General features: G+C 70.3%; 24 protein-coding genes and 1 pseudogene. 15 read left to right on the top strand and 10 right to left on the bottom strand.

From position 1 onward, the window contains the following. The first annotated feature begins 506 nt into the window (after positions 1–506). The gene (locus tag EJK15_RS52860) at positions 507–911 is read left to right on the top strand and encodes a VOC family protein (RefSeq protein WP_138718043.1); all 405 of its coding nucleotides are present in this window, start codon (positions 507–509) and stop codon (positions 909–911) included. Positions 912–1293: 382 nt separating this feature from the next. Here the strand turns inward: EJK15_RS52860 and EJK15_RS52855 are convergent, their stop codons facing one another. Beyond that, the gene (locus EJK15_RS52855) at positions 1294–1896 is read right to left on the bottom strand and encodes a TetR/AcrR family transcriptional regulator (RefSeq protein ID WP_138718042.1); all 603 of its coding nucleotides are present in this window, start codon (positions 1894–1896) and stop codon (positions 1294–1296) included. A 58-nt stretch (positions 1897–1954) separates the two neighbouring features. Between EJK15_RS52855 and EJK15_RS52850 the strand changes: the two genes are divergently transcribed. Next, positions 1955–3100 carry an FAD-dependent monooxygenase gene (locus EJK15_RS52850; protein WP_138718041.1) on the top strand — a complete coding sequence of 382 codons (1146 nt, stop codon included), beginning with the start codon at positions 1955–1957 and terminating at the stop codon, positions 3098–3100. Here the strand turns inward: EJK15_RS52850 and EJK15_RS52845 are convergent. The 3 genes and pseudogenes from EJK15_RS52845 to EJK15_RS71650 form a co-directional block, all read right to left on the bottom strand. Beyond that, a pseudogene (locus tag EJK15_RS52845) lies at positions 3101–3748 on the bottom strand (transposase family protein). Positions 3749–3827: 79 nt separating this feature from the next. Beyond that, entirely contained in the window at positions 3828–4079 is a 252-nt protein-coding gene (locus tag EJK15_RS77275) for a transposase (protein WP_338089936.1), read from the bottom strand. After that, complete coding sequence (locus EJK15_RS71650; RefSeq protein WP_171075051.1) at positions 4048–4209, bottom strand: hypothetical protein; 162 nt, start codon at positions 4207–4209, stop codon at positions 4048–4050. The genes EJK15_RS77275 and EJK15_RS71650 overlap by 32 nt, the downstream gene beginning before the upstream one ends. Positions 4210–4350: 141 nt before the next feature. Here EJK15_RS71650 and EJK15_RS52840 point away from each other — a divergent pair, with 141 nt between their 5' ends. The 4 genes from EJK15_RS52840 (at position 4351) to EJK15_RS52825 (ending at position 7930) form a co-directional block, all read left to right on the top strand. Further along, complete coding sequence (locus EJK15_RS52840; RefSeq protein ID WP_138718040.1) at positions 4351–4974, top strand: hypothetical protein; 624 nt, start codon at positions 4351–4353, stop codon at positions 4972–4974. Positions 4975–5160: 186 nt separating this feature from the next. Continuing rightward, positions 5161–6741 carry a zinc ribbon domain-containing protein gene (locus EJK15_RS52835; RefSeq protein ID WP_138718039.1) on the top strand — a complete coding sequence of 527 codons (1581 nt, stop codon included), beginning with the start codon at positions 5161–5163 and terminating at the stop codon, positions 6739–6741. A 9-nt stretch (positions 6742–6750) separates the two neighbouring features. Further along, on the top strand, positions 6751–7605 hold the full coding sequence (locus tag EJK15_RS52830; RefSeq protein ID WP_138718038.1) for a phosphotransferase: 855 nt from the start codon (positions 6751–6753) through the stop codon (positions 7603–7605). Positions 7606–7663: 58 nt separating this feature from the next. Further along, positions 7664–7930, top strand: a complete 267-nt coding sequence (locus EJK15_RS52825) for a TFIIB-type zinc ribbon-containing protein (protein ID WP_138718037.1) — start codon at positions 7664–7666, stop codon at positions 7928–7930. 125 nt (positions 7931–8055) lie between these two features. On the opposite strand, the gene EJK15_RS52820 is transcribed toward EJK15_RS52825, so the two are convergent. The 3 genes from EJK15_RS52820 to EJK15_RS52810 all read right to left on the bottom strand — a co-directional run bounded on the left by EJK15_RS52820 (position 8056) and on the right by EJK15_RS52810 (position 11659). Beyond that, positions 8056–8970 (bottom strand): hypothetical protein, encoded by a 915-nt coding sequence (locus EJK15_RS52820; RefSeq protein ID WP_138718036.1) that lies wholly within the window; start codon positions 8968–8970, stop codon positions 8056–8058. Between the two features lie 125 nt (positions 8971–9095). Next, a complete protein-coding gene (locus EJK15_RS75465; protein WP_138718035.1) occupies positions 9096–10880 on the bottom strand; it encodes an ABC-F family ATP-binding cassette domain-containing protein in 1785 nt (594 codons plus the stop codon). Positions 10881–11137: 257 nt separating this feature from the next. Further along, positions 11138–11659 carry a CGNR zinc finger domain-containing protein gene (locus tag EJK15_RS52810; protein ID WP_138718034.1) on the bottom strand — a complete coding sequence of 174 codons (522 nt, stop codon included), beginning with the start codon at positions 11657–11659 and terminating at the stop codon, positions 11138–11140. A gap of 25 nt (positions 11660–11684) precedes the next feature. On the opposite strand from EJK15_RS52810, the gene EJK15_RS71635 reads away from it, so the two are divergent. From EJK15_RS71635 to EJK15_RS78035, 7 genes are all read left to right on the top strand, one after another. Beyond that, positions 11685–11858 (top strand): hypothetical protein, encoded by a 174-nt coding sequence (locus EJK15_RS71635; protein ID WP_171075050.1) that lies wholly within the window; start codon positions 11685–11687, stop codon positions 11856–11858. 49 nt (positions 11859–11907) lie between these two features. Continuing rightward, positions 11908–13677, top strand: coding sequence for an AMP-dependent synthetase/ligase (locus EJK15_RS52805; RefSeq protein ID WP_138718033.1), 1770 nt, complete (start codon positions 11908–11910; stop codon positions 13675–13677). Positions 13678–14016: 339 nt separating this feature from the next. Further along, positions 14017–15408, top strand: a complete 1392-nt coding sequence (locus tag EJK15_RS52800; protein ID WP_138718032.1) for an MFS transporter — start codon at positions 14017–14019, stop codon at positions 15406–15408. After that, the gene (locus EJK15_RS52795) at positions 15405–16235 is read left to right on the top strand and encodes a carbohydrate deacetylase (RefSeq protein ID WP_138718031.1); all 831 of its coding nucleotides are present in this window, start codon (positions 15405–15407) and stop codon (positions 16233–16235) included. Before EJK15_RS52800 ends, EJK15_RS52795 begins: the two co-directional genes overlap by 4 nt. 260 nt (positions 16236–16495) lie before the next feature. Further along, a complete protein-coding gene (locus EJK15_RS52790; RefSeq protein ID WP_138718030.1) occupies positions 16496–17047 on the top strand; it encodes a hypothetical protein in 552 nt (183 codons plus the stop codon). A gap of 410 nt (positions 17048–17457) precedes the next feature. Further along, a complete protein-coding gene (locus tag EJK15_RS52785) occupies positions 17458–17901 on the top strand; it encodes a DUF2809 domain-containing protein (RefSeq protein ID WP_138718029.1) in 444 nt (147 codons plus the stop codon). A 269-nt stretch (positions 17902–18170) separates the two neighbouring features. Next, positions 18171–18491 (top strand): hypothetical protein, encoded by a 321-nt coding sequence (locus EJK15_RS78035; protein ID WP_420847157.1) that lies wholly within the window; start codon positions 18171–18173, stop codon positions 18489–18491. Here EJK15_RS78035 and EJK15_RS52780 read toward each other — a convergent pair. Next, entirely contained in the window at positions 18435–18716 is a 282-nt protein-coding gene (locus EJK15_RS52780) for a hypothetical protein (RefSeq protein ID WP_138718028.1), read from the bottom strand. The genes EJK15_RS78035 and EJK15_RS52780 overlap by 57 nt on opposite strands. Before the next feature lie 315 nt (positions 18717–19031). Between EJK15_RS52780 and EJK15_RS52775 the strand changes: the two genes are divergently transcribed. Next, positions 19032–19916 carry a TIGR03619 family F420-dependent LLM class oxidoreductase gene (locus EJK15_RS52775; RefSeq protein WP_138718027.1) on the top strand — a complete coding sequence of 295 codons (885 nt, stop codon included), beginning with the start codon at positions 19032–19034 and terminating at the stop codon, positions 19914–19916. Between the two features lie 84 nt (positions 19917–20000). Here the strand turns inward: EJK15_RS52775 and EJK15_RS52770 are convergent, their stop codons facing one another. Together EJK15_RS52770 and meaB are read right to left on the bottom strand one after the other, a co-directional pair. After that, the gene (locus EJK15_RS52770) at positions 20001–20942 is read right to left on the bottom strand and encodes an acyltransferase domain-containing protein (protein WP_171075049.1); all 942 of its coding nucleotides are present in this window, start codon (positions 20940–20942) and stop codon (positions 20001–20003) included. Positions 20943–21005: 63 nt separating this feature from the next. After that, positions 21006–21965 carry a methylmalonyl Co-A mutase-associated GTPase MeaB gene (gene meaB / locus EJK15_RS52765; protein ID WP_138718026.1) on the bottom strand — a complete coding sequence of 320 codons (960 nt, stop codon included), beginning with the start codon at positions 21963–21965 and terminating at the stop codon, positions 21006–21008. A gap of 110 nt (positions 21966–22075) precedes the next feature. Between meaB and EJK15_RS52760 the strand changes: the two genes are divergently transcribed. After that, the coding region (locus EJK15_RS52760; RefSeq protein WP_138718025.1) for a serine/threonine-protein kinase at positions 22076–23547 on the top strand (1472 nt) is incomplete at its 3' end.

Here is a 23547-nt window from a genome sequence, read left to right as displayed (position 1 = left end):
AGGTGGCCGGCCCGGTGCCTTCGGGCGGCCGCCGCGCGCAGCCGCTCGTCGAGATCTGAAGAGCTCGTCACACTTCGGATGACGAACGAACAACCCCAGACGTTCCAGCCAGGCGGTCACGAGCTCGGCCCGCGCGGTCGCGATGACGGCGGCCGGGTCGTCGGCGGTGCGCGGGCCGAAGGTCCGCTCCAGCGTTCCCCGTCAAGTCTGCGTGTTGAACTGCGGTCTGCCTTCCGGCCGACCGTTCCTGTTGGCACCGCAGGTGTCGTCCCAGGCACCTGAGGTGGAGTCATCGCCACGATGACAGATCGCGTCCCTGGCTGCGGGCGTCTTGCGCGTGCGTGTGACTGAGCGCTCCAGTTGGCGGATGAGTGCCTCAGTTGGCCGACTTGCCACGTGCATGTTCGTCCGCGGGGTTCATCCCCGCAGTCGGCCGTGATCCTGGAAACCTCCCCGTCCCCTCCGCTCACTTAGCCCCGCTCCCTGCTCCGTGACAAGATCGCCTGATGCTGCAACTCACGGATTTCATCATCGACTGCCCGGACCCAATGAAGCTGGCGGCCTTCTACTCTGAGGTGACAGGCCGCCCCATCAAGAAGAGTCACAGCCCTGACAACTGGGCCGGCATCGCCTTCGGCGCGATCGAGCTGGCCTTCCAGCGGGTGGAGAACTACCGCCCCCCGCACTGGCCCGACGACGAACACCCCAAGCAGTTCCACCTCGACTTCGAAGTCGACGAAATAGAGCCTGAACAGCGCCGCGTCATCGAACTCGGCGCGACACTGCAGCAGGACGTCATCGGGCCTGATGGCTACGGCTGGCGGGTCTACACCGACCCAGTTGGGCATCCCTTCTGCCTGTGCCGCAACAAAGGCGTCACGTGGACCGACCAAGGGGTGGTGTTCCCGTAAGAAGGGTTAGTTCTTAAGGCCTGTTTCTTGCGTTCCCGGCCGTCGCCTATGGAGGGGACGCCAGGCATCCGGTCTGCGAGAACGGCTGAGCACCGAGGTTGGCGAGTTCCGCCGACTTTGGGTGCTCAGTCACATTGCGCGCGTTGGTGCCTCGCTTATCTGGGGTGACTCTTGGTAGTCAGGCATGTGTGGCAAGTGGCGGCACGCAACCTGATCGACGAGCTGTCGTTCACTGCCCACCGTTACTGCTACCCCGCCACTCCGGACGCTGGTGGCTCCGGATCACCTAAACGAATAAGTCCTAAGTCTGCTAGCGGCATCGGGAGTTCGTCCGCAAGCTGATGAAGGCTGCTTATGACGGGGCCGGGGTCCGGAAGCTGCGCTAGGTGTGGCGGCCCTGCCATACCGATTCAGGATTTTCATCGTGTGGGGCACAGCCGTACACGATGACCTGAACCACGCTCTGGACGACGTCCCTGCTGACGCTCCCTGGCGGCGCGGTGACCAGGGTGAACAGCGCACCCCCGTAGAGCGCGATCAGCGCGGGGATCTTCTCGCGTGGGATGGCGAGGCCGAGTTTGTCGTGGTGCCCGGCGGTGATCTGCAACGACGTGTCCTGCAGGCCCGCGAGCGCCGAGGCGAGCAGCGGCCGGCGCACGGCCTCCAGTTGAAGTTCGAAGATTGCCAGATAGCGGTTGCGCAGTGTGGTCGCCGCTGTGAGCAGCGATTCCGTCAGCAGGTCGACCAGCGTCGCGGGCTGCTCGGTGGCCCGGTCGGTGTCGGCGTGATGCAGCTCGGCGATGCGCTCCGCGGCGGCCACCAGCAGTGCTTCCCGGCTGCGGAAGTAGTTCGAGGCCGTTCCCGGCGGGAGATCCGCTTCCTTCTCCACCGCGCGGTGGGTCAGTCCATGCACGCCCGACGACGCTAGCAGTTTGATGGCGGCATCGGTCAGGGCTTTGCGACGGGCTGGATTGGTAGGCGGCATGTGACCATGCTACCAATAGCCGTACTAGTACGATGGTAGTGAACGGCGAGGAGGTCTCATGAGGATTGTGGTGGTCGGTGCCGGGCTCGGAGGAGTGGCGGCCGCGGTGGGGCTGCATCGCCTGGGCCACGAGGTGACACTCTTCGAACGGGGCGCCGAACTCCGGGAAGCGGGCACCGGGATCGTGGTCATGCCCAACGGGCTCCGCGCGCTGGACGCGCTGGGGCTGGCTGAAGACGTTCGCGGGCACGTCATGCCTGCCGCCCGCGCGGGATTGCGAGACTGGCGCGGACGCCCGCTGCTGATCACCGATGCGGTCCAGGCACAGCAGAAGGTCGGGACGCCCGCCATCATCGACCGGGCTGAACTGCACCGGGCGCTACGCGCCCCGCTGCCGGCCGACCTGGTGCGAACCGCGACCCCGGTCGAGCGCCTGGAGCCCGGCCCCACCGGGGTAACCGTGATCAGCGACGGCAACCCCGTCGCGAGAGCGGACGCCGTGATCGCGGCCGACGGCATCGGCAGCAAGCTGCGCGAACAGCTCATTCCCGGCCACCCCGGGCTACGGCGGACCGGCCGGATGGACCTGCGGGGCATGCTGCCCCGCCCTCCCGGCCTGGAAACAGACCTGCTCGCCAGCCAGTTGGTCGACCGCCGCAGCGGGGCGATGTTCGGCCTGTTCCCCGTCGGCGAGCACCACCTGTACTGGTTCACCGACTCCGTCCTGCACGGCACACCGCCCGGCGCGGAGGAGGCACGCCGGCAGATGCTGTCCCTGATGGCCGACTGGCACCCCCTCGTCACGGCACTGATCGAGGCCACCCCGCCCGCCGACATCTACGTCGACCCGATCGCCCGCCTGGCCGAACCCCTGCCCTCGTTCACGGCCGACAGGATCGCGCTCCTCGGCGACGCCGCGCACGCCATGCCACCCGACCTCGGCCAGGGCGCCAGCCAGGCCTTCGAAGACGCGGCCGCACTAACCCGCCACCTGAGCGGCGCAGAGCCGGCAGACGTCACCCAGCGGCTCCTGCGCTACGACGCCGAGCGCAGGCCCCGCGCCAACCGCATCATGCAGGCGGCGTCCCGGCAATCGCGGCTGACCTCCCAGACCGGCGTCGCCGCGTGGCTTCGCGACGCGTTGCTGCGCGCCATACCATCCCGGCTGGCCACCCGGCAGCTTGCCGCCCTCTGGCACGCCTAGTCAGTGGTCGCAGGCAATCAGCGATCGGGTGATGGGCCGGCCGGTGTGGCGGTTGTGCCAGATGGCGGCGGTCAGGGCCAGGGTGCGCTGAGCGATGCGGGCGCCAATGCCGGTGGCGGTGCGGGCACAGTAAGCGCACGCCTCGTTCGTTCGGCCAGGAAGGCACCCAGCTCGGCGGAAACGTACCCCCTGTCGGCGATGATGAGCAGGCCGGGCCGCTCAGCGAGCAGGTGTGAGAGCGGCAGTAGCCGTAGCCGGCCCAGCTCGCCAGTTCGGAGCGGCGGGCGGTGGGCGGGAACGCCCGCACTCGATCGGCGTGGAATCCACCACCCACAGCGGGTCGCGCCACAGGTCAGTGTCGGATGCCAGCGCCCGGATGGCCCGTTTGAGTAGGGGCAGGGCCTTATGCAGGCGCTTGTTGTAGCCGGACTGGCCGGGCAGGTACGGGAACGCGCCGGGCAGGTACGCCGGGACGTAGCGCAGCCAGCGTGCCTCGGAGTGGATGCCGAGCAGGACTTGGGCCACCGCCAGAGTGAGCAGCTCGGCGTCGGTCAGCCGCGGCCGGCGTCCCCGTCGCGGTGGACGGCCAAGCCAGTCGTCGATCCTGACGTACAGTGCGGTGAGAAGGGCGTTGAGGTCTGTGGTCACGCACCGATCGTCAACACCCTTCGCCATGTCCGCACTCCGCGCCGCGGCAACTAGGACTTACTCGTTGACGGCCTGGTGCTCATGAGCAGGCGGCGAACTCGATTTTGAGGTTGTGGAGCACCGTGACTCCGGTGGTCGCGTAGTCGATCGCGTTCTTCTTGCGGCGGCGCTGGCGCAGGATCTGATGGTCCTTGATGCGGGCGATCACGTGTTCTACGGCGGCCCGCCTCCGCCGGAACCGCTTGTAGTCGGCGGCTTTGACGATCTTCCTGTCGGGTCCGCGGACCGGGCCGCGGATCTCAGGCGGGCCTCGATAGCCGCCAGCCGTCACCGGACAGGCGGCGGTGTCCGGCCACGGCTGGATATTTGGCGACGGTGTTCCGGTAGAGCACGATGTCGTTCCTGTTGCCCGGCCAGGCATCCCCAACGTCGAGCACGCGCCTGTCTAACGCGCGGGCCACGATCTGCACGTTGACGCTGCGCCGATGTTCTTGGACGTCTTGGTCTTGGTCTGGTCGTGCACTGGGATCAAGGTTTCGTCGACCAGCCATAAGTCGCGTCGAGCGTCGAAAATTGTCGGTGGCATGCGGCATGGTGAACCCATGACCGTGACAGGGTGGACACGTGGGGCGAGCGAGGCCGGCGGAGCCCGCCGTACCTCTGCCTCTGGATCTGGATCGGACACCCGGACCGGCTCGAACACCGCGCCCGGATCGGGATCTAGATCTGAGCCTGGCGGGCGCAGGTTCCGCGGCAAGAACAAGAAACCCGCCTGGAGGCGCGACCCCGACCAGCCGGTATCGGTGATCCGGCTGGCCCTATGCGCCGACGACCCGGCCGTGCGGGCCCGGCTGGAACAGCTGTTCTCCGCCTCCTGGTCGTTGAAACGCGCGCTGCAGCGCGACGCCCGTGACCGGGTCGACGCCTACTGGGCCGCGCCCCACCGGCGGGCCGCGGACGCCAAGGCCTGGCGTGAGCGGCTGGGGTTGTCCCGGGCCGGGCTGGAACGCGCCGGCTCCGCCCATCTGGACGCCGCCGGTCACCTGAAACACCATCTGACCAAGGCGCTGGCGCTGCATCAGGCCGACGAGGTATGGGCCGGGGTGGAGCGGCACCTGTTCGGCGACACGAACGGCAAACGGGCCGGACGCCCGCGGGTGGGCTCGTGGTGGACCCACACTCGCATTCCCGGCCGGGCGCGTTCGCACACCACCGCACGTAAGTGAGAGACGTTCCGGCTGCATGGCAGCCTGGCCGCGCATCTGGCCACCTACCCCCACCCGGATCTGACCGGGAGCGATGTCACAGGCCTCCGAGCGGGGGCCGGGAGCACCGTCGCGGGAGGGACCACGGGTGGGACCACGGGCGGCGCTCTGGTCGAGGCCGGGCTGTCGCTGCCGGCCGGGGCGAGTGTGCTGGCCCAGTCGCGTCGTCTGCCCGCCCCCACCGGCAGCGGAACCGGCCTGGACAGGACCGGTGATGGCGGGAGCCGCAGCAAGGGGCGGGTCTCGTGGTGGACCTACGACGGGCCGCTCATGGTGGTGTTCACTGGCGGCGCCACCAGCAGCGCGCCAGATCTGGTGCTCCCGGTCCGGCTCCCCCAGGGCGCGGGCCGTCTGCCCTACCTGGTCCATTATCTGGCCGACCCGACCCGCTGGCACAAGATCGACCTGGTGCGGCGGGCCGATCCCGGCGTGCGGGGCGGCTGGCGGTATGAGGCCCATCTGATGATCCTGGGCGCGGGGTACGCCTGCCCACGCGCCCGCGAGCGCCGCGCCCACGCCGCCGGGCTGGAACGACGCGGCGGGATGGACGGGAACGTCTCCAATCTGGCCGTGGTCTCCGCGCCCGCCACCTGGCCCGAACCGGCCGCAACCGAACCCGGCGGGCTCACCGCCAAGGGGCGCGGCCCGGACGGGCCGACCATGGGCCGGACCGCGAGAACCAGCGACTCGGCGAAACCCGCAACATCCGTGGAACCCCGCGGGGTCACCGGGACCCGGCTGAGGTTGACCGACACAGAACGCGCCGCAGCGGCCCGAGCCCGCGCCAAGGCCAAAGGCCGCAAAAAAGCGCTGGACCGGTCCCGCCGCGCGGCCAACCCCACCCGCTACCAGCCCTCACCCCGCCAGGCCGAACGCGCCCGCCGCCGCGCCGAGCGCGGACTACCCGCCAAGACAATCAGCCTGCCGGGCGGTCCGCGCCAGGCCAGCGCGGGCGGGATCCCCCGCCAGGCATATCGGACCGACACCCTCTCGCGCGGCTACCGAAAAGTCCGCGCCCGCCTGTCGGCGGAGGCGGCCGGGCAGAGCGAAGCCCGGCGCGCCCGCGCCGCCCACCTGGCCGCGAACATCGTCGCCACCCACGGCGCCCACCTGGTCGTCGAGGACTGCGACATCAGCACCTGGCACCGGTTGTGGGGCCGCGCCTGCGCCGCGTTCACCCCCGGCATGCTCATCACCGCGCTGGCCCGCGAATGCGCGGCGGCCGGCGGTGCCTTGCTGCGCGCCTCCACCACCCACACCGCGATGTCCCAGCACTGCCTGTGCGGGGCCCGGGTCGCCAAATCCTTGGCCGACCGGGTCCACACCTGCCCCGCGTGCGGACTGTCAGGAGACCGGGACCTGGTCTCCGCGGCGTTGGCGTCGTGTGTCACGCTCGCCGACCCGGCCGACCCGCAAACGGCCCGGGTCGACTACCAGCGGGCCCGCGCTCTGACCACTGTCTTTCCCCAAGGGCTGCAAGAAGCCCTGACCGAGTCAACCGTGATAAGCCCCGCCCCCACCCCACCGGTGGGAACGGGCCAGACGGCAGCCTTCAGCGAACCGTGCCGCCCCCGGCGGTATCGGACGGGGACGGCCTCTGCTCGGCGAAGCTCCGGCATGGGTGACACGCCGACCCCGGATGAGACCACGACCGCTTCCAGCGGGCGGGGACCACGCCGGACAGACGTGATCACGAACCGGACCATCCCGATAAGGGATGGGTCTTAGTCTGTACGAGTGGGTCTGCAGGAGGAGCTCGCGGGGATCGCCGCGGCGTACGGCGGCACAGGGGCACCTGTATTACACCCGACGCGCACGGACGTCGTCGTGATACGCAGGGGCGAGGTCGTGGTGAAGGCCCACTCCGCCCGCGACGACGTCGAGTCGCTGCGGATCAGGCTGCGGGCCGCCGCCTCGGCCGCGGTCACCGGGGTCATGCTGGCGCCGCTGCGTCCCGAGGTGCTGACGGCCGCCGGCCGCGCGGTGACGATCTGGCCGGCGGGCCGCCCGGTCGCGCAGGACGACCCCGGCTCCGCCCCCTGGGAGGAGGGGGCCAGGCTGCTGGCCCGGCTGCACGCCATCCCCCTCACGCTGCTGCCGCCGCTGCCCCCTGCCGGAGGTCCGGCGCGCGCCGCCCGCGCGGTGGGGCGCATGGCCGGCGACGGGCCCGTCGAGCAGCTCATCAGGCGGGCGTTCAAGGAGCTGCCCGAGCCCGCGCCGCTGCCGGGGTTGCTCACGCACGGCGACTGGCACCTGGGCCAGCTCGTCCACCGGGACCGATGGCTGCTCATCGACGTCGACGACCTGGGCGTCGGCGACCCGGCGTGGGACCTGGCCAGACCGGCCGCCTGGTACGCCGCCGGGTTGCTGGAGCCGGCCGTCTGGGAGCGGTTCCTCGGCGCGTACCTGGCCTCCGGCGGGCCCGCGCTCGGCCAGGGAGACGACCCTTGGCGGCGGCTCGACGTGCCCGCCAGGGCGCTGACCGTCCAGCTGGCCGCCGTGGCCGTCCTCAACGCTGAGCGGGAGGGGCGGGAACTGGACGAGGTCGAACATTCGTTGGTCGAGTCGTGCAACAGAATCGTCCGAGCGTGACGGGGTTGCGCGCGGTAGGTTTTCATCCTGAAGACCCAAGCCAAGGAGAGCGACTTAGATGCAGTGCCCTAAGTGCCGCGGAAACATGCGGACCTATGAGCGCAACGGCGTCCACATCGAGCAGTGCGACAACTGCCGCGGGATCTTTCTCGACTACGGCGAGCTCGAGACGCTGACCCGGATGGAGACGCAGTACCACGCGGCTCCCCCTCCTGCCCCTGCTCCCGGGCCCGCCTGGGGCGCGCAGCACGGCGGCCACCACGGCGGCCACCACTACGGCCACAACCGCCAGCGCAGCTGGGTGGGCATGCTGTTCTCGACCTGATCGCGCAGGGTCGCGCACCGAGGAGGGGTGCGCGGCCCTCCGCCACATCGGTGCCGCGGCCCGTGACTGCGGGCTGCCGGCTCATCACAATCCCAGGGCTGCGTCATCGCAGTCCACGGCGCGGATCAGCCGGGGAAGTCGTCCGGGTCGACCGTGGAGGTGGGGGCGTTGCCGCCGGAGATGGCGTGCAGCGTGAGCCGCCAGTCGTGCCAGCGGATCTGCGTGGCCGTGAAGGTGGTCTTGAACTTCACCGTCTTCTGGAACCGCTCGAAGCTGCACTCGCGGGAGAACGCCTTGCTCTTGCCGTCCCAGTCAACCCCGTGCGTGAAGTAGATCTTGTAGTTGCCGTCGCGCACGCCTCTGACCTTGAACTTCGCCTTCTTGCGCACATAGATGCTGAACGCCTTGCTGCCACCCCTCATGACGGTGACCACGGCGTCGCGCGTGGCGCCGTTGTCGATCTCCAGCGAGCTGCGGCCGTTGAGTGTCGTGCCCTTGCGGATGAACGAGCCGTTGCTCAGCCGCCTGGTCTGCTTGCGGCCCGCCTTCACGTCCACGACGTCGGCGGGGTAGTCGCCGGCGCTCTGCAGGGCCTCGCCTGCCTCGTCGAGCGCGGCCAGCTTGTCGTCGAGGTCGCTGAGCACGGCCGCGGACGTGCACAGGTTCCTGCCGCCGACCTTGCCCTCTGTGGTGCCCAGCCCGGTGGCGAAGTCCCGCAGGCTGGTCACGTACGCCTCGTGCTGGGCGCGTACGGTGTCGGGCGGGGTGAGCGCGGCCAGCGCATCGGCGGCACCGCTCAGCGCCTGCTCGGCCCGTGTGACCCGCTGGTCCAGCGCCTTGACCCCGCGCGCGCCCGCCATGGCGCTGATCGCGCCGGCCATCGACTTGTGCCTGCTGTCGAGCTCGGCCTTGTACGCCTCGGGCGTCAGCGCGCTCGGGCTGGGGCTGCTCGCCGCCGTGCCGCCGCCGTCGGCCGGGGCGGCGCCGTTGCCGCCGGCGACGCCGCTGACCTTGGGCTCTCCGCCTTCCGGCGTGGGCACGGTCGAGGAACACGCCCCTAGTGTGAGGGTCGCCAACGCGAGAACGCACGAGATCAACCGGGGTGCCGCCACCTGCCACACTATCGCCCGGTTGCTCTGTGTTCGTCAATCAGGGCCCGGATCAATCACGATTCCACCAGGCCCCCTTCCCGGTCTTGCCGCAGCCAGCGGGTGATGCCGAGCGTCTCCAGGAACGGCAGGTCGTGGCTGGCCACGATGAGCGCCCCCCGATACGCCGACAGCGCCTGCGCGAGCTGGCGGACGCTCGGCATGTCCAGGTTGTTGGTCGGCTCGTCGAGCAGGAGCAGCTGCGGCGGCGGCTCCGCCGACAGCAGCGCGGCCAGCGTGGCGCGGAAGCGCTCGCCGCCCGACAGCGTGCCGACGGCCTGGTTGACCCGCTCGCCCCTGAACAGGAAGCGTGCCAGGCGGCCGCGTACCTCGTTGACCGAGGCGGAGGGTGCCACGGCCCGCACGTTGTCCATCACGCTCAGCGCGTCGTCCAGCAGGTCGAGCCGCTGCGGCAGGTAGCGGACGGGGACGTGGGCGCCGTGCTCGACGATCCGCTTGAGCAGCGTGGTCTTGCCGGAGCCGTTCGGACCGAGCAGCGCGATCCGCTCGGGCCCCCGGATGACCAGCGTCTCCAGCACGGCGACGGCCGCCGCCGGTCCGTCCCCCTCCTCCCCGCTCGCCGGCCCATGAACGGAAGCCCGGCCCTGGTCTCGGCCCTGTGCCGGTTCCTGGAGCTGGGCCGTGTCCTGGGGCTCGGCCGCGTGGGCGGATGCCGGCTCGGGTGTGGGGGTCGATGCGGACTCGGCCGAGCGAGCGGATGCCGGCTCGGCCGCGCGGGCGGACTCGTACCTGCCGGCCGGTGGAGGGTCGAGTGGGAGGGCCAGGACCGTGCGGCCGGCCGGCACCTCGGTGCCCGGCAGCTGGATGCGGATCTCCGCGTCGTCGCGCACGGCCTGCTCGGCCTCGGTCAGCCGCTCGCGCGCCTCCCCCAGCTTCTCCAGGTGCAGGTTGCGCTGCTTGCCGGCGGTCACCTGCGCCTTCCGCTTGAGGCCGTTCGCGACGATCTTCGGCGCGCGGTTGTTCGCCGCGGCCTTCTTTCCGGCCCGGATGTTCCGGTCGATCCTGGTCCTGGCCTCGATCAGCTCACGCTGCTGCCGCCGCACGTCGCCCTCGGCGGTGCGTACCATGCGCTGGGCGGCCTCCTGCTCGGCCGCGACCTGCTCCTCGTAGTCGAGGAGGTTGCCGCCGTACATGCGCACGGCGCCCTCGCGCAGCTCCGCGATCTGGTCGACGAGCTCGAGCAGCGTCCGGTCGTGGCTGACCACGACCAGCACGCCCGGCCAGGCGGACACGGCGGCGTAGAGCCGCTCGCGGGCGTCGAGGTCGAGGTTGTTGGTGGGCTCGTCGAGCAGGAGCACGTCGGGCCGTTTCAGCAGCTGGGCGGCGAGGGCGACCATGATGGTCTCGCCGCCGGACAGCGTACCGACCGTGCGGTCCAGCCCGAGGTGGGCCAGGCCGAGCCGGTCGAGCTCGGCCCGCGCGCGCTCCTCGACGTCCCAGTCGTCCCCGATCGCGGCGAAGTGCTCCTCGGCGACGTCGCCGCTCTCGATGGCGTGCAGCGCGGCCCGCTTCCCGCTGATCTCCAGCAGGTCGGAGACCGTACGGGCGGCCGCGAGCGGGACGTTCTGCGGCAGATACCCCACCTCTCCCGAGACGGACACAGACCCCGACTGCGGGACCAGCTCCCGGGCGATGACCTTCAACAGAGTGGACTTGCCCGACCCGTTGACCCCGATGAGCCCGGTACGTCCGGCGGGAAAGGCGGCGTCGAGCCCGTCGAGCACCTTGGTGCCGTCCGGCCAGCCGAAGGACACGTGATCGACGACAATGGAAAAAGACATTAGGCGGCTCCCATCACAGAAATCGAAACTTCGTGACTTGGCGGGAATCACCGCAGATGCACGCGACACATGGGAACTCGAGCCGGCTTCGCGACGGAAGGCCCGGCGACGGAGGGCGAGGAGAACGCCAGAGGTCCAGGTGTGCGCGCATGCCCACGACAGGGCGGAACGGCGCGGTGCCCGCGACCTCAGATCCTCACGTCAACTGCCCCCACGGTTCGGCGATAAGACGTCCGGAAGCTTATGCGACGCTCAGATCACCTGGCAACCTGCCTCGCCCGGTGCGCCGCCACGTTCACCCTGTTCGCGCAGGCCAGCGAGCAGAACCGGCGTCGCCCGTTGCGCGAGGTGTCGACGTAGACGATCCCGCATCCCTCCCGGTCGCACCGCCCCAGACGGCTGCCGCCCGCGAACGACATGCACATGGCCAGGCCGCCGGCGGTGGTGTCCTTGGCTCTGGAGACGATGTCGGCGTCCGGGGAGTAGAAGTGCAGGTGGGGCTCGCGGCCGCCGTGCGCGCTGACGTACGGCTTGGACGCGGTGACGTCGAGCAGCTCGTTGACCAGCTTGATCTGGGTGTCCTGGTCGAGCTCGCCGAACACCGGGCCGAGCCGGCGCGCCCACACCCGCAGCTCCTCCGCCTCCGCGGAGGTGACGACGGCGTGCAGGAGCCGGTGCTCGGTCAGCATCGCCTCGACCGCGGGCGGGCGGAAGTCAGTCGCGTTGACCAGCGCCGCCGCGAGGGCCGCCCCGTTGCCGCCGTAAGCGTTGAAATGCATAAGGCCATTACAGCAGATTGGAACCATGCACTCCGGACACCCGCACGATCCCTTCGCCCTGGCCGTCGTCTCCTCACATCGCACCTCCGAGGGCCTGGTCTCCTACCTGCGCTGCGCCTGCGGGGCCTGGGAGGTGCGCACCTCGGGGATGGTCGCCGCCTTCCCTCCCGGCCGGAGAGGGCCGAGGACCATCGACTGACGCGGTCCTGTCGTCCTAGAGTCGGCTCAAACCCTCCAGGAGGCCAGGCATGTCGAGCATCCCCGCCCTACTACGCGACCGGATCGCGGCCACCCCAGACGCCGAGGCGTACCGAGTGCCCTCGGACGGCGGCTGGGAGTCCTTCTCGTGGCGGGAGGTGGGCGAGCGGGTACACGGCCTGGCTCTGAGCCTGGCGAAACTGGGCGCCGGGCCGGGCAGGCGCGTGTCCATCCTGTGCTCGACCCGGCTCGAATGGATCCTCACCGACCTGGCCGTGCTGGCCACGGGAGCGGCCACGACCACGATCTACCCGTCCAACACGGCCGCCGAGTCCGCCTTCGTCATCACCGACTCCGGCAGCACGATCGTCATCGCCGAGAACGACGACCAGGTCGCCAAGATCAGGTCCGTGCAGAAGGAGCTGCCCGACGTCACCTGTGTGGTGGTCATCGACGGCTCGGCGAGCGACGACGGCTGGGTGGTCACGCTCGACTCGCTGAGCGGCGGCCCAGACGACGGCAGCGGCGACTACGACGCGATGGTCGACGCCATCGCCCAGGACGACCTGGCCACGCTCATCTACACCTCCGGCACCACCGGCCGGCCCAAGGGCGTGGAGCTGACCCACGACAACTGGCTCTACGCCGCCGGCGCCGTCCGCGAGCTCGACCTGATCTCCCCGGCCGACCTGCACTTCCTGTGGCTGCCGCTGTCGCACTCGTTCGGCAAGCTGCTCGAGGTCGTGATGATCGACATCGGCGTGCCGACCGCGATCGACGGCCGCCTCGACAAGATCGCCGAGAACCTCGGCGAGGTCCAGCCGACGATCATGGCGGCCGCGCCGCGTATCTTCGAGAAGATCCACAACACGGTCGCCGCCACCGTTCAGCGCGAGGGCGGCGTCAAGCTGAAGATCTTCAACTGGGCGCGCGCGACCGGCATCAGGGTCAGCAAGGCCCGCCAGCGCGGCGCGGCCATCCCGCTCACCACCCGCGCCGAGTACGCCCTGGCCGACCGCCTGGTCTTCGCCAAGCTCCGCGATCGGTTCGGCGGCCGGATCCGCTACTTCATCTCCGGGGCGGCCCCCCTGAACATGGAGATCGCCGAATTCTTCGACGCGGCCGGCCTGACGATCCTGGAGGGCTACGGCCTGACCGAGTCGTCGGCGGGCAGCTTCCTCAACCGGCCGGAGTCGGTGAAGTTCGGGTCGGTCGGGCCGCCGCTGCCGGGCACCCAGGTGCGCATCGCCGACGACGGCGAGATCCTCATCGGCGGGCGCGGCGTCATGCGCGGCTACCACGGGCTGCCGGAGGCGACGGCCGCGGCGCTGGAGGACGGCTGGCTGCACACTGGCGACATCGGCGAGCTGGACTCGGCCGGGCGGCTGGTCATCACCGATCGCAAGAAGGAACTGATCAAGACCTCGGGCGGCAAATACGTCGCGCCGACGTACCTGGAGGGCCGCATCAAGGCGGCGTGCCCGTACGTGTCGCACGTGTTCGTGCACGGCGACCGGCGCAACTACGTGACGGCGCTGGTCACGCTCGACATGGACATGGTCACGCCGTGGGCGCAGGCCGAGTCGCTGCCGACCGACCCGCACGAGCTGCGCGGGCACCCGCGCATGCGCGAGGAGGTCCAGAAGGCGGTCGACCAGGTCAACGCCGGCGAGGCCGGCTACGCCACGGTCAAGAAGTTCGCGATCCTGGCCGACGACTTCGCCGTGGAGACGGGCGAGCTGACGGCCAGCCTCAAGATCAAGCGCAAGAAGGTCGAGGAGCGCTACGGCGAGACACTGGACTCCTTCTACGAGGGCTAGCGAGGCGACCGCGACCGATGCCGCCGACGGCCCCCTTACGGTCGCAGCGTCACCTAGCGGTAGTTCGTTGAATCAAGGTGGTTGGTAGAGATACAGGCCATGGCCTGCGTGAACGGCGTCGATCAGTGCTTGCGGGTCAGCGGGTGGGGCGCGTTGGACCATGCTCGCCACCAGCGTGCGAGCGTAGTGGCCGGGGTCAGCCGGCTGCGGACCGCTCGGAGCGTGTGGGGCCGGCTCGGGACCGGTGAGAACGGCGGGACGGTTTCGTACCCCACGACTTCTCCTTCGAGTGCGAAGGTAACGCCGCGCAGCGTCGGCATCGGCAAGGAAGGTGATCGCGTGTCCCAGCCCGGTACGGCTTCCGCCCCGGGGCGGACTCCCGCGTGGCGCTACGCCATCGGGATGTTCGGCACTTCCATCCCGATCAACATGATCAAGGGGTCGATGATCCTCTTCTACGTCGACATTCTCGGGCTCGACGTTCGCGCTTACGGCGTGGTCATGGTGATCTACGCGGTCATCGACGCGCTCGACAATCCGCTGCTCGGCCACCTCTCCGACCGCACCCGGAGCCGGTTCGGCCGGCGCCGGCCGTGGCTGCTCGTCGGCGCGCCGATGCTCGCGGCCTGCATGATCGCATTCTTCTCCGCGCCGACCTCTCTGCAGGGCATCGGCCTCGTGCTCTGGTTCGCGGTGTTCGCGATCCTGTGCGAGGCCTTCGACTCGATGCTCAACGCCAACTACGGCGCGCTGCTCCCCGAGTTGTACCCGCAGGAGCGCGACCGCGCCGTTGCCAACGGGCTGCGCCAGGGCTTCCAGCTCGTGGCGCTCGTGATCTCGCTCGCGGTCACCCCGTTGCTCACGACGGACGTGTTCGGCACGGAGGAATCCACCCAAGGCTTCCAGATCACAGCGATCATCTATGGCGCGGTCGCGCTCGTCGTGATCGTGTTCATGGCGCTCGGAGTGCGCGAGAATCCCCGTTACTCGACGCGCGAGCAGCCGCTGCTGCTGCGTAGCGTGTGGTCGATCGTGCGCAACCCGATGTTCTGGACGGTCGGGCTCACCGGCGCCTGTTACGGGATAGCCATGGCGCTCGTACTGTCGGGCATCCAGCTGTACGTCCGCTACTCGCTCGGGCTCCCGGTCGGGAACGCGCTCTACCTTCAGGGCATCGTCATCCTCGTCTCGGCGGGCGGCCTCGTGGTGTGGACGCGCGTCGTCGCGCGCCGCGGCGCCCTGTGGACCTGGCGGCTTGCCTTCGCGGCCCTCGCGGCCAGTTTCGCGGCCTTGTTCTTCGCCACCGACCTTGTCACCGCGATCGCCGCAGGGGTGCTCGTCGGGGCCGGGTGGTCGGGAATGCTCGCGACGAACGACCTCATCGTCGCGCGTGTGCTGGACGCCGACGCAGCGCGCAACGGGGAGCACCGCGAAGGCCTCTTCCTGTCCGCGTTCGGCTTCTTCGGTCGGCTCAACGGGATCGTGACCGGACTCGCGCTCACATCGCTGGGCGTGGTCTTCGGCTACAACTCGGGCGACGACCCCGGCACCGACCCCGGGCTCGCGTTCCGGGTGTACTTATGCGTGTACCCGTTCGTGCTGACGACGATCGGCGCGGTCGCGGCGCGACTCATCTCGGTCCCGATCGAGCCGCCGCCTGAGGCGGCTGAGCCGGTCGAGCCGCCGCCCCCCGGTCCCGTGGACGAATCTGCCGTGGAGCGTCCCCGATGACCCGTCGCGTCGTGATCACGGCCGACGATCTCGGCCGGGAACCCGGGACGACCGAGGTCATCGTCGCACTGCTCGCCGAGGGACATGTCTCCGCGACTACGCTCATCTGCGTCTCGCCGGCCGCGGAGCGAGCCGCGAACCAGGTCTGGGAGCTCGGCGTCGTGCCGCGGCTGCACGTGACGCTGACGAGCGAGCGCGGGCTCCCCCGCTGGCGGCCTCTCAATGGCGCGGCGAGCCTCGTCGACCCGGACGGAACACTCAGTGACGATCCGTGGGCTCTCGGAGCCCGCGGCGTGGCCCAGGACGTCATACAGGAGGCGGACGCACAGCTGTACTGGATGCGCGACCGGGGCCCCATTCCTGAGGCGGCCGACTCCCACGCCGGCACCCTCTACGGCCTGCACGGCAGATCGTGGCTCGCCGAGGCGCTTGAATGGTGTGCGCGCCACGGCCTCGCCTTCCGGCTGCCCCGTGACCCCGAGCCGTACTTCGGCGGGCCGCTGCCGCCGCAGCTCGCGACAGCGCACGAGCGCGCCGTCGCCCTCGCCGACGCACTCGGTGTGTCCATCCCGCAGACGATCGCGACCAATCGGCGCAGCGCACACGAGCTCGGTGCCTACGAGCAACTGCGGGACGATTACCTCCGCCGGCTCGCAGCTCTCCCCGAGGGCACGAGCGAGTTGTTCCTGCACCCGTCCCGCGAGGACGCGGTCACGGGACCGGACGGCATCGTGCGGATCTGGGAGACGCGGCTCCTGCGTGACCCGGCGTGGCACAACGCCCTCGAGAGTGAGGGCGTCGAGGTCGTCGGAGGCTGGTGGATCTGACCCATGAACTGGTACTGTGATCGGAAACGATCATGGCGCGTGTTGAACTTCTCCGCGCTCTGGAAGAAGCACTAGTTATCTGGGGTAGTTAGCCTCTTCTCGCAGGTCAAAGCGATATGATCTTGTCAGGCGCGTAAGGCGAGCAGGTCGGCCGTTCCCGCTAAGCGCATGTCGTCCCCTCGCCCGCGTGAGGGGGAACTTTCCGTGACACATAGACGCGGATCGGCAGGGCGGTGAACCTTCGTTGAGATGCTCGGTTCATGGCTGATGACGACCAGGATTGTGTGGCCAGTCGCAACTCGCTCAAACGAGTGGCCGCGGTGCGCGAGCTGCAAGACCGGCACCGGGAGTTCATGGGCAACATCGATGCGCAGATCAACGACCTCGCCGCCCAACCGACCTCGCCGATCTCGATCGAGGCCTTGACCACGGTTGCGGCCCAGCTTTCGCTCCAACGTGCCGTCGAGCTGATGTCGCTGCTGCATGGTGACGACCTGGAGAAGCTGGCCGCCGGACTGGTGGACGAGCAGTGGAAGCGCATGCGCGATCAGCTTCCCGCTCAGGTGGCCGGCGCGCTTGAGGACGATGACCTGCTGAAGACGAGGATTCTGCAGGGCGCGATGCTGGCCATGGCCGCGATGGTGACGGCCGGGTTGGCGAACGCGCGGATCGAACCTCATCATTGGCCGCTGCCCGATCTTGCTGAGCTGACTCTCGGCCTGGGGATTGGGGCGGGTTTGGTCAATCAGATGACCGAGCAGATCTCAGACTTCTTGATGTTCGGGTCAGAGGACCCTGCCACCTGGTCGTGAGCCGAGGAAGGGGCGATGACGAATGATGAGGAGCGTGAATATCACCTGGCGGCCAGATGGTTGCGATCGTTGCCAGACAGCTCGTTCAAGATGGGGTGTCGGTAAGAATCGCGTCATGTGTCAGGTCTGGGGCTATCTGGCCGGGGACCTCCGGCGCTATTTGGCCGGGGACGATCGTGTTGATCATCCCGAATTGTCAGGCTGAACTCCAAGAGCCCAGCAGACAGGCGTCAAGAAACTCGGATGCGGACTCCATCTTGACGCTGTTCATCTGCGGTGGCGGGTGTGGCGTTGGGGTTTACCCATGCCGGACAGTCCGGCCAGAAGGCGCCGGAGATCCTGGCCACTACCGATGTAACTGACACGCTGACCTGACGCAATCAGCATGCCGCCATTAGGGGACGAGCTCTATGATCAGGTTCGTCCTGATCGCTGAGTTCGGAGAAGATGTCAATCTCATGCGCCGCGCCATGGTCCTTCTGGGTGGCGTTGCCCTCGCCGTCGGCGCATTCACCCTCTTCTACCGGGGCCCGGGACAACCGTTCATCCGCGGTTACGTGAGCGACGTCGGCGCCACCATGCTGGTCTACGCGTTCTTGGGGCTGCTGTGGCGCACCACCGCCGCACGCCGCACCCTAGCCACGGCCGCGATCGCCGCCGCCGCCGAGTTCTACCAAATAGTCGGCATGACCCCGCCGGGCATCGGCGGTGTCCTGGTCGGCGCGTTCCCCGACCCATGGGACCTGGTCGCCTATGCCATCGGTGTGGGCGTGGCCCTGGCCTGGGAACGCCGATCGGTCCGATCCGGTGATCAGACCAGCGGACTCTCGGACTCCACCCCACCGGCACGCTGACGGTACGGATGCCCCCACAGCGGCGAGGTCATCGGGTTCGTCCTGCGCGGCGGCCATCCGTCGCAAAGCAGGACCGCCGCATCCACCGCCATGATTGGGCACGTCACCCAGGAGCGTTACGACCAGCTCGTATCCGAGGGGCGGGAACTGGTCGAGATCCAGACTCGGTGTCAGTTCGATCTAGGGGATCGGCCTGGAGGTCCTCGGAGAAGGAGTGCGAGTACTGCAGGCTCTCGACGTCCCAGCGGGCACCCAGGTAACGGTTCCAGGTGCCGCCGACGCCACCGCCCGCCTCCAGGACGCGCGGAGACACCGAGGGTCCGGAGGCGGTACAGCATGCACAGGCCGGCGAAGCCGTGGACCTGCCGTTCGGCCAGGACGACACCCCGGAGCCGCTCCGGGACGGCTTCCAGGCGCTTTTGTCCGGGGTCGCGCAGTTCGCCGACGGCCGCGACCCGGCGATCCTGACGGAGGTCGCCTGGAGCGCCCTGCACGGGCTGATTGTCCTGTCCCGCGGCGGCCGACTCCCCGCCTCAGGCCGCGAGGCCCGCCTGACGCTGCTGCTCGACCAGCTCAGCGCCACCCGCTGACCCAGCCACGTACGGTCCGTCGTTCCACACGGCGGCGACCTGGGACGCGACCTCCAGGCCGTGCCGGCGGCCCGCTCGGGCGGCCGGAGCGCGGCGGGCGGGGTCCAGGAGGGAGCTGACCGAGCGGCGGCCTATCACCGCGCGGAACTGCTCCGCGTCCGGCTCCACCAGCACCACCCGGGCCTCGTCGCCCAGCTCGGCGACCTGCTCGTGGACGCCCTTCATCACGCCGCCGCCGCGGACGACGGGGGCGATGCGTCATGGCGATCCAGCATTGACCAGGGAGATCACAACAAGATCAACGCCGTTTGGGGCTCATGACGCGATTCTTACCGGCACCCCAAGATGGAGCAGCTGGGCGCACCCGAGCTGTCGGTGAGGGTCTTCCAGCGACATGTCGAATACGCGGGGCAAGCGCTGGAAGACCTTCGCGAGGACTGGATTCCTCAGGTGCGTTCGTCATGGGTGGGGCGTGAGCCAGGCCTCAACGAGGGCAACACGCACTGTTTGGTCTTGCGGGATATCTCTTAGTTTAGGGGCATGAGAATCGGTTTCGCCGTACCGCAGTCAGGGCCCTGGGCCACGCCCGAGAACATGCGCCGCGTCGCCACGCGGGCGGAGGAGCTCGGCTATCACGACCTCTGGACGTTCCAGCGGGTTCTCTATCCGGTCGGGCACCCGATGGGGCCGACGTACCGCAGCGTGCACGACCCGCTCGTCACGCTGGCCCACCTGTCGGGCGTGACCGGCCGGATCGGGCTCGCCGTGGCGGTGATCAACGCGTACGTGCAGCCGGTGGTGCTGGCCAAGCAGCTGGCCACGCTGCAGACGGTCTCCGGCGGGCGGCTCACGGCGGGGATCGGGCTGGGCTGGCTGCCGGAGGAGTTCGAGGCGGCGGGCATCGGCTTCGAGCGGCGCGGGCGCCGCGGCGAGGAGTTCGTCGAGGTGCTGCGCAAGGCGTGGACGGACGACGTGGTCGAGCACGGCGGCGACTTCTACCGGGTGCCACCCTCCCACATCGACCCCAAGCCGGTGCCGGGGCCGCCGCCGATCCTGCTCGGCGGCACCGCCGAGGTCGCGCTGCGCCGCGCCGCCCGGCTGGCCGACGGGTGGGTGAGCTCCAGCAGGGAGGACCTGGCTGCCATCGCCGCACGGGTGGACCTGATCAAGGCGGCGCTGGCCGAGTCGGGGCGGGACGCGGCCGGGTTCCGGTTCGTGTGCCGCGGCGTCACCCGGCCCGGGGCCGGCGGGGACCGCCCGCTGTCGGGCACGTACGACAAGATCAGGCGCGACGTGGACGAGCTGGGCGCCGGCGGCGTGACGGACGTCTTCCACGACCTCAACTTCGACCGCGACATCGTCACGGCCGATCCCAAGGAGGCGATGCGCCGGGCCGAGGAGGCCCTGGAGGCGCTGGCGCCATAGCGCCTGCCGCGGCCCCCTGCGGGCGGAGACCCGAAGCGCGTACGGTTCCTGATGATTGCCCCTGGCCTGTGCACCATGCAGCCGTCAGAAGGGGAGCCAGCCGATCCGGCCGTACCAGGTGCCGCCGGCCGCCAGGTGGTCGGCGATCGCCCGCTCCAGCCGCGTGCGGCGGGGCAGCTCGGCCAGGTCGGTGGCGTCCCCGCCGAACACGAACGACAGCATGTCGCCGTCGTCGATCCTGTCCAGGAGGTGGAAGCGCCGCTGGAAGGCCACGATGTTGGAGCCGGCCGGCAGGTAGCGGGCGATCTGGTCGTCGAGCAGCCACGACGCGCACGTCATGACGTGGTGCTCCTCCTCCGGGAAGTGCCGGGGGAAGAACTCCCTGGCCCGCTCGAACGACGCGTCGCACGCCTCGGGCGTGAGCGGCCCGTGGAAGTCGGGGATGTGCACGCCCAGGGCCGGATCGCCGGGCCCTACCGGCAGGCCGGCCGCGCGTAGGGCCGCGCCGGTGCTTGGGGACAGCCGGTCGCGGGCGAACTGGAGCCGCCCCAGGTCGTACAGGAGGCCGCGGGCGTGCAGCATGAACCACCGGGGCTCGTGCAGGCCGCCGGCGCCGTGCCGCTTGCGGTGCACCGCCATGTTGCGCCCCAGGTCGGCGAAGGTCGCCCAGGACACCTCCTCCGGGATGCCCCGCTCGCGGTGGTAGCGCCGGCTGTGCGGCAGCACGGCGAGGTAGACCCAGACGTAGAAGTACGGGCCCAGCTCGGGAAGCGGCCGGAACGGCGGCGGCTCGTCGAGGCTGCCCATCGTGGACACCAGCGAGTGCGCGCACCGCTCGGCCAGCCACCACTGGGGGCTGCCGGGCTCGGGGCGGGCGGCGATGACGGCGTTGACGTCCTCGTGCGGGACGGCCAGCCTGAGCAGCTCCAACGGCAGATCGCCGGGAAAGGCGAGGTCGAAGCCGCCCAGGGATTCGAGGTGCGCGAGCCAGGCCGGATGGCCGCGCAGCAGGGCCTTGATGTCCATCGCCGTCAGCCTAGCCGGGCGCCGGTAGAAGCTTCTCCCCTCGGGATGAAGCCGTCCCAGCGATCAAGGCCGCTTGAAGGCGGACAGCAGGCGGTCGGCCGCGAGCGACGGGGTGAGCTCACCGGCGAGGACCTCGCGCTCCACCTCCTCGCGGATCGCGGCCACCGCGGGGTCGTTGCGCAGCTCGGACAGCAGCCGCTCGCGTACCAGGGTCCAGGTCCAGCGCACCTGCTGGGCGCGGCGCTTGGCGGCCAGGTCGAGCGAATCCTGATGGGCCAGGACGTGCCGCCAGAGCTTCTCCAGGCCGTCGCCGGTGAGCCCGCTGCAGGTGAGCACGGGCGGCGGGGCGGAGTCCGAGCGGAGCAGGCGCAGCGCGCCGGACAGCTCGCGCGCCGCCTTCCTGGCCGGCAACTGGTGCTCGCCGTCGGCCTTGTTGACCGCGATCACGTCGGCCAGCTCCAGCACCCCCTTCTTGATGCCCTGCAGCTGATCGCCGGTACGGGCCAGCGTGAGCAGCAGGAACGTGTCGACCATGTCGGCCACCGCGGTCTCCGACTGGCCGACGCCGACGGTCTCGACCAGGACGACGTCGAAGCCGGCCGCCTCGACCACGACCATGGCCTCCCTGGTCGCCTTGGTGACGCCGCCCAGGGTGCCGGAGGTCGGCGACGGGCGGATGAACGCGGACGGATCGACCGCCAGGCGGGACATGCGGGTCTTGTCGCCGAGGATGCTGCCGCCCGTCCTGGTGGAGGAGGGGTCCACGGCCAGCACCGCGACCTTGTGTCCCTGCCCGGTCAGGAGCGTGCCGAGGGAGTCGATGAACGTGGACTTCCCCACACCGGGGACCCCGGACACGCCGACCCGGCGCGCGTGGCCGGTGAGCGGGGTGAGCTCGACGAGCAGGCGCTGGGCGAGGGCCTGGTGGTCGGGCCTGGTCGACTCGACCAGCGTGATCGCGCGGGCGATCCAGGTACGCGAGCCCGCGCGTACGCCCTCGGCGTAGTCCTCCAGCGAGTGCACCCGGCTTGCCCCTTTCTTCCGTTTGATCAGCCTAACTTCTGACAAGTCTTGACTTTTGCCAGTAGGGTGCTGGAGTTCTGATCACAGCCGTCACAGGAGTCACTCCCCTCATGCCCAACGTCGAACCCCTCCGCGAGGGCGACCCGGCAGCGGTGGGACCCTACCGGCTGGTCGGGCGGCTCGGCGCGGGCGGCCACGGTGTCGTCTACCTCGGCCAGGCACGCAACGGAACCCCTGTCGCCGTCAAGGTGCTGCGCGAGGGGCTGGCCGGGGGCGATCGCCTGGCCAAGGAGATCGCCGCCGCGCGCCGGGTCGAGCCGTTCTGCCTCGCGCAGGTGCTCGACGCGTCGACCAGCGGCAGGCCGTACATCGTCGCCGAGTACGTGGACGGGCGCTCGTTGCAGGAGTCGGGCCGGCTCGGCGGGGCGGAACTGCAGCGGCTCGCCGTCGCGACCGCGACCGCGCTGGACGCCCTCCACCAGGCCGGCGTCCTGCACCTGAACCTCAAGCCGGCGAACGTGATCCTCGGGCCGGACGGGGCGCGGGTCGTCGACTTCGGCATCGCGGGGGCGTTCGGCCCGGGGATGAGCGCGACCAGCAACATCGTGGGCACGCCCGCGTACATGGCGCCCGAGCAGCTCGCGGGGAAGGCGGCGGGGGCGGCGGCGGACGTGTTCGCGTGGGCGTCGGTGGTCGTGTTCGCGGCCACGGGGGTGCCACCGTTCGGGGACGACTCGCTGCCCACCGTGATCAACCGGATCCTGCGCGGTGAGCCGCAGCTCAGGGACCTGCGGCGGCCGCTGCGCGACGTCGTGCCTGCCTGCCTGGCCAAGGATCCCGCCGCCCGTCCCGCGATGCGCGACGTGCTGCTGCGGCTGATCGGCGGCGAGCCACCGGAGAAGGCCCCGCCCGCGCGCCGGGGCCCGGCACGCGCCACCGACGACTACGCGACCCCGCCCGCGCACCACCGCGACACCGCATCGGCCCCGGCTGCGCAGGCGACCCCCGGCTCGCAGCACGGCGCGGCGGATGGTCTCGGCTCGCACACGGCTCCGGTGTCGCAGCACGGCGCGGCGCACACCGGCCGGACCGCGCACCGGGACCCGGCGGAGGACGATGCGCCGTACCAGGCGCCCGGATCGCGCCGGCCGTCCGCCTCGCGGCAGAGCGCGCCCCCGGCTTCGTCCCCGCTCGCGGCGCCGGTGGAATACGCCGAACATCCGGCCACCGGCAGACGCACGGCCGCAGGTGAATATGCAGGCGCCGACACGCACCCCGGCGTCGGCGGGCACCCGGTTCACGGCGAGGGCGCGGTGCGGGAGCCGGTCGGGTCACCGATGCCGGTCGAGCGTTCGGCGCTCGTCGACATCCTGGTCGCGGGCGAGCCGGGCACCGGCGGGAAGGCCAAGACGGCGCGGCCCTGGCGGCGGCGGGCGAAGGCCGTGCTGATCGCGGGCGTCTCCGGCGTGTCCGTGCTGGCCCTGGCCGCCGCCATCGTGTGGCTCACCCCCACGACGCCCACCCCCAAGACCGCGAGCGTAGGAGGCGGCACCGGCGCGACCCTGTCTCTTATCCACCTCTG

Source organism: Nonomuraea basaltis (assembly GCF_005893125.1).
Lineage (GTDB): Bacteria > Actinomycetota > Actinomycetes > Streptosporangiales > Streptosporangiaceae > Nonomuraea > Nonomuraea basaltis.
Note: the sequence above shows the minus strand (reverse complement) of the source record. Positions and strands in the feature narration are given on the sequence as shown.

Bases quoted from the DNA above. Each gene is read 5' to 3' on its own strand.
- EJK15_RS52805 (WP_138718033.1), top strand. From the start codon at position 11,908: ATGTCGAGCATCCCCGCCCTACTACGCGACCGGATCGCGGCCACCCCA.
- EJK15_RS52790 (WP_138718030.1), top strand. From the start codon at position 16,496: ATGGCTGATGACGACCAGGATTGTGTGGCCAGTCGCAACTCGCTCAAA.
- EJK15_RS52775 (WP_138718027.1), top strand. From the start codon at position 19,032: ATGAGAATCGGTTTCGCCGTACCGCAGTCAGGGCCCTGGGCCACGCCC.
- EJK15_RS52860 (WP_138718043.1), top strand. From the start codon at position 507: ATGCTGCAACTCACGGATTTCATCATCGACTGCCCGGACCCAATGAAG.
- EJK15_RS52850 (WP_138718041.1), top strand. From the start codon at position 1,955: ATGAGGATTGTGGTGGTCGGTGCCGGGCTCGGAGGAGTGGCGGCCGCG.
- EJK15_RS52795 (WP_138718031.1), top strand. From the start codon at position 15,405: ATGACCCGTCGCGTCGTGATCACGGCCGACGATCTCGGCCGGGAACCC.
- EJK15_RS52780 (WP_138718028.1), bottom strand. From the start codon at position 18,716: ATGAAGGGCGTCCACGAGCAGGTCGCCGAGCTGGGCGACGAGGCCCGG.
- EJK15_RS71635 (WP_171075050.1), top strand. From the start codon at position 11,685: ATGCACTCCGGACACCCGCACGATCCCTTCGCCCTGGCCGTCGTCTCC.
- EJK15_RS52855 (WP_138718042.1), bottom strand. From the start codon at position 1,896: ATGCCGCCTACCAATCCAGCCCGTCGCAAAGCCCTGACCGATGCCGCC.
- EJK15_RS75465 (WP_138718035.1), bottom strand. From the start codon at position 10,880: ATGTCTTTTTCCATTGTCGTCGATCACGTGTCCTTCGGCTGGCCGGAC.
- EJK15_RS52810 (WP_138718034.1), bottom strand. From the start codon at position 11,659: ATGCATTTCAACGCTTACGGCGGCAACGGGGCGGCCCTCGCGGCGGCG.
- EJK15_RS52785 (WP_138718029.1), top strand. From the start codon at position 17,458: ATGATCAGGTTCGTCCTGATCGCTGAGTTCGGAGAAGATGTCAATCTC.
- EJK15_RS52770 (WP_171075049.1), bottom strand. From the start codon at position 20,942: ATGGACATCAAGGCCCTGCTGCGCGGCCATCCGGCCTGGCTCGCGCAC.
- EJK15_RS52825 (WP_138718037.1), top strand. From the start codon at position 7,664: ATGCAGTGCCCTAAGTGCCGCGGAAACATGCGGACCTATGAGCGCAAC.
- EJK15_RS52840 (WP_138718040.1), top strand. From the start codon at position 4,351: ATGACCGTGACAGGGTGGACACGTGGGGCGAGCGAGGCCGGCGGAGCC.